The 4,656-nt window shown below is 30.7% G+C and carries 3 protein-coding genes; all 3 read left to right on the top strand.

Going from position 1 to position 4,656, the window contains the following annotated elements; all coding sequences use genetic code 11:
• Positions 1-453 precede the first annotated feature (453 nt).
• A complete protein-coding gene (locus tag DXN04_RS34695; RefSeq protein ID WP_147320153.1) occupies positions 454-876 on the top strand; it encodes a hypothetical protein in 423 nt (140 codons plus the stop codon).
• A gap of 6 nt (positions 877-882) precedes the next feature.
• Positions 883-3,138: a hypothetical protein gene (locus DXN04_RS33745; RefSeq protein WP_116857835.1), complete on the top strand. Its 2,256-nt coding sequence runs from the start codon at positions 883-885 to the stop codon at positions 3,136-3,138.
• An 18-nt stretch (positions 3,139-3,156) separates the two neighbouring features.
• A partial coding sequence (locus DXN04_RS33750; protein ID WP_147320154.1) for a hypothetical protein occupies positions 3,157-4,656 on the top strand: 1,500 nt, incomplete at its 3' end.

Raw genomic sequence — 4,656 nt, forward strand, 5'->3', positions numbered from 1 at the left:
TGATTTACCTGGAAGAGAAGAACGAAGTTTCCGGTGAATACTCAAGCATGCAGGTAAATCACATGTATTTGAACTTGATGATTTTAATAGTCAGAGAGTTGCTGAACAACTATTTGATACTAACGTGAATTGTGGTCAAGTTGCAGCTATCAAGATGGCTCAAAGAGTTCTTGGTCTTAAAGAAACTGGTAGATGGAACCTTGATTTGCTTAATAAACTTATCGAAATAAAAGATTAACTTAATACTGTATAGAGTCATGAAGAAGATGCTAATAGCAATATTTATAATAGCGATTATCAATTTATGTGTTACTCTGTATTTATCAATAAGTCGTTTTAGTGTAGAAGTCAATTCATATAATAAAAGTGACACTGCTATTAATCATGTTCGGATTGATTCTATACAGTTAGTTATAACTGAAAGAGAAAGTATAGTTTATAAATTAAAAGAACATGAGAAAGATATTGAAGATAAAGTTATTAGTCTTAATGACAGTGCTACTTTGGAGTTATTCAAGAAGTTGGTGTCAGAGTGAGATTGATAACATAGTGCATCCTCCACGGGGAGTCAACACTACTGATACAACTGTTCTTGTTCCTATTAATATGATTAAGGTTGCTAATACTAAAATTATTAAAGCTAAACTTTATAAAGATATTATTAATGAACAAGACAGTATAATTAATCTTCATAAGATTAAATATAATGCTCTTCATAAAGAAGTTGAAACTTTACAATATAATCTTAATAATAGTAATAAAACAAATGATAATTTAAATAAATCTATTGAACGTATTAAACGTAATAATAGATATTTGGTAAGCGGTGGTGCTGTTTGCGCTATCGCTTTTATTGTTTGTTTACTAGTTAAATAAAATATTATGGCTGATGGTAAATATCCTTTTCTAGAATACATTGAAGAACCTGATAAAGAGAAAAAGTATAAGAAAGCTAGTGATTGTGGATGGTATGACCCTCATAATAACTTTTTAATTGGAGATAGTGGTGGTTTTCTTTTAAATATTAGACCTGGCAAATTTGTTAATACTGAACTTTTTAATGAAGCTGCTAGAACATATCAAGCCACAGGTAGATATACACAATTTAAAGTTGATAGTATTCCTCATAGACAATTTAGACGTAGAGAATGTGATAGACGACGTAATGGTTTTTCTGCTCCTTGTTGGCAAAATCCAGATGGAAGTATAGAAGATGTTTGGATAACAGGTGGTCATTATAATTTTCTTAATTATACTCGTATGGAACGCACAGATGAATCATCTGTTATTGTTACTGAACATGGAGCTACTGCTAAAAAGATTTATAGTTTTCCTAGTTTTATTGATGCTCAATTTTGGACTTGGCAAATTATAGAATTTTGTAGACGTAATGGTTTACATCTTATTATTGATAAGACTAGACGTGGAGGTTTTTCTTATATTATGGCTGCTGATAGTTCTAATGAAGTTAACTTATCTAAACATAAAGTTGTTATTCATGTTGCAGCTGATAATAAATATTTAATTAAACAAGGAGGTTTAAGTGACTTTGCTGTTAATAACTTAAAGTTCTTTGAAGAGAAAACTCCATTTAAAAGAGGAATATTTAGTCCTACTACTGATAGTTTTAAACTTGGTTATCGTATGAAAAATGGAGTTGAAGCTGATGATAGTTGGTCTAGTTCTCTTTTAAGTGTTAGTGCTAATAATAATCCGGACTGTGCTATTGGTAAAGATGCTGTTACAATTAAAGTTGAAGAGCTATCTACAATGCAGAACTTTGATGAGTTTATGAATGTAACTGAACCTACAATGACTGTTGGTACTCGTACTACTGGTACTCTTATGGCTTGGGGAACTGCTACTGCTGCTAATATGCAAATATTTGAACAAAACTTTTATAATCCTAGAGCATTTGGATTTATGGCTTTTGAAAATGTTTTTGATAATGATGCTCGTAATGAAGTTTGTGGATTTTTTAAATCTTATGCTTGGGGTCTTGAAGGGGAAATAGATGGAGTTAAAGGATTTGATGAAGATGGAAATAGTAATCTACGAATAGGACTTAAGCTTGCTGCACGAGAAAGAATTGAAAAGAAAAAGACTGCTAAGACTTTTGCAGAATATCTTAATTATCTTGGTCAACGTGCTTTATTTCCTGCTGAATCTTTTAGTAGTGCTAGTGAAAATATATTTAGTAGTGAAGCGCTTAATAAGTTTGAAGATAAACTTAGAGTTGATAATAGTTATAAGTTTTATACTGATGGTGAACTATTTGAAGATGGAACTAAAAAGATTTATTTTAAATCTAATGCTCGTATAAGAATTGAAAATCCTGATATGAAAACTTATGATTATATTCAAGGAGTTCCTAGACGTGGTAATGAAGACCCTCATGGTTGTATAAGAGTTTGGTTTGCCCCAGAATATGAAGAAACATATATTGGCGATAGGCTTATAAGAAGTATTCTTCCCGGTACTTATGTTGCAGTTTATGACCCTGTTGGTATTGATAAAGATAAAAAAGAAATTACTGATAGACATTCTCATAATAGTATATTTGTTATTGAAATGCCTAGAGAACGTAATGGATTTAAACCTAAGTTATGTGCTGCATATTATGGACGTACTGAACGACTAGAAGAAGCTGATGAAAAGTTTTATCGACTATGTAAATGGTATAATTGTATTGGTACTGGACTTGTGGAAATAAATCGTGGTGAAACTGTTTCTAACTTTCGTAAATGGAAAGCTACTAAATATCTAGGTTATGAACCTTTATATGTTTGGGATTCTGCTGTTAAAGAAAAAGTTAGTACTAGTTATGGTTATAATATTGGTAGTGGTCCTAAGAAACTAGATGGTCTTCGACTTCTTAAAGAGTTCTTATATGAAGTTATTGGTAAAAATGAATTTGGAGAAGATATTTATGTTTTTGAAAGATTTCTTGATTATCAAACAATTCTTGAACTTAAAAAGTTTAATGCTGAAGGTAACTTTGACCGTATATCTAGTCTTATACTTTTAGGTATATATTGGAAGTCTATTGATATTAAAGGTAAGCGAGAACTTGCTAGTCGTAAGAAAGTTACAGAAGAAAATGATAAAACAGATATTTTTAATAGACAATGGTTTTAAGATTAAACAAATAAAGATATGTATAATTTTGGTAGACTTGATTTCCCTAATCAGCATGTTAGTTATGCTGAAAAACAAGAAGTTGATTGGTATGCTAAATGTTGTGATTACGTTATAGAAGCTGGTATTGCTTGTAAAGCTGATTTTAATGTAGAAGAAAAGTTTAATATCCTTCTTGGTAATATTCCTAGAGAATATTATAGAAAAACTCTTAATCCTTATAATGAGAAAGATGAGAATTTAACTCGTTTTCCAGCTACTATGCGTAATTATGATATGATGAAAGGTATTATTAGAAGATATATTGGTGAATATATTAAAAATCCGCATGATTTTATTGTTGGAGCTAATAATCCAGAAGTTGTATTTGCTAGAGATGCTGAACTTGGTAAACAAATTATGATGCTTGCAGAACAAGCTGTTGCTAAGAAAATACAAGAAAGTTATATGCAGTTTGTTAATGAAGGTAATAATCCTGAACAATTTAATCCTGAACAAGCTGTTGATATTGAAGCTTTTATTAAAGAATTTAATGAAAATTTTATTGATGATATTAGTGCACAAGGACAAGATTTAATTAATGTTATTGATGACCTTACTGATGCTTTTACTATATACGCTAGAGCTTATTTTGAATTTGTTGCTTTTGGAGCTTGTTATACATATAGAGATGTTGTAGGTAATCAATTAATTAAACGTGTTGTTAGTGTTAGAGATGCTTTTCCTGTTCCTAACGATAATATGTTTGCAGAAGATTATGATATGTTTGCTGAACGTCGTATGTTGACTAAACAACAAATTATAGATGAATTTTATGAATATCTTTCTGAAAAAGAACGTGAAGCTCTTGATACATATTATCAATATAGTGCTACTACTTCTAGCGATAGAGCACTTTTAAATTGGGATAAGTATATGTATTATTTTGGTGATATATGTAGTAAATTTAATAAAGATGATTTGCAACATATTAAGAACACTAATATAATGGCTCGTGATGCTAATAATGGTTTATTTGAAGTTTGGCATACTGTTTGGAGAGGTGAAATAAAAGAAGGTATTCTTACATATAGTAATGGAGCATTTGTTACAACAAGAATTGTTGATGAAACTTATCAGCTTAATCCTGCTGGTGGTGATATTAGTATTGAATGGGTGTGGCGTCCACAAGTTTATGAGAGCGTTAGAATTGGTTCTCGTGCTACAAGCATATATCCTTATAAGGCTCGTCCTATTGCTTACAATAGGAATGGTAAACTTCCTTATAATGGTATTGCAGAACTTTTGCCGGGTTTTGGAAGATTTAGTGTTGTAGATACAGTCATTCCTTATCAAGTATTTCGTAATATAGTTTCTTATCATAGAGAAATGGCTATTGCTAAAAATAAGATGAATGTTCTTATGATTGCTAAATCTCTTCTTGGTAGAAAACCTGCTGAAACTATATATCGTATGGCTGCTGATGGTGTGCTTTATATTGATGATGAAGATGACGCTAATCTTGTTAAAGCACACCAT

The sequence above is a fragment of the Chitinophaga silvisoli genome, from assembly GCF_003412465.1.
GTDB lineage: Bacteria > Bacteroidota > Bacteroidia > Chitinophagales > Chitinophagaceae > Chitinophaga > Chitinophaga silvisoli.

Coding starts and splice junctions, on each gene's coding strand:
- DXN04_RS34695 (WP_147320153.1), top strand. CDS start 454: ATGAGAAAGATATTGAAGATAAAGTTATTAGTCTTAATGACAGTGCTA.
- DXN04_RS33745 (WP_116857835.1), top strand. CDS start 883: ATGGCTGATGGTAAATATCCTTTTCTAGAATACATTGAAGAACCTGAT.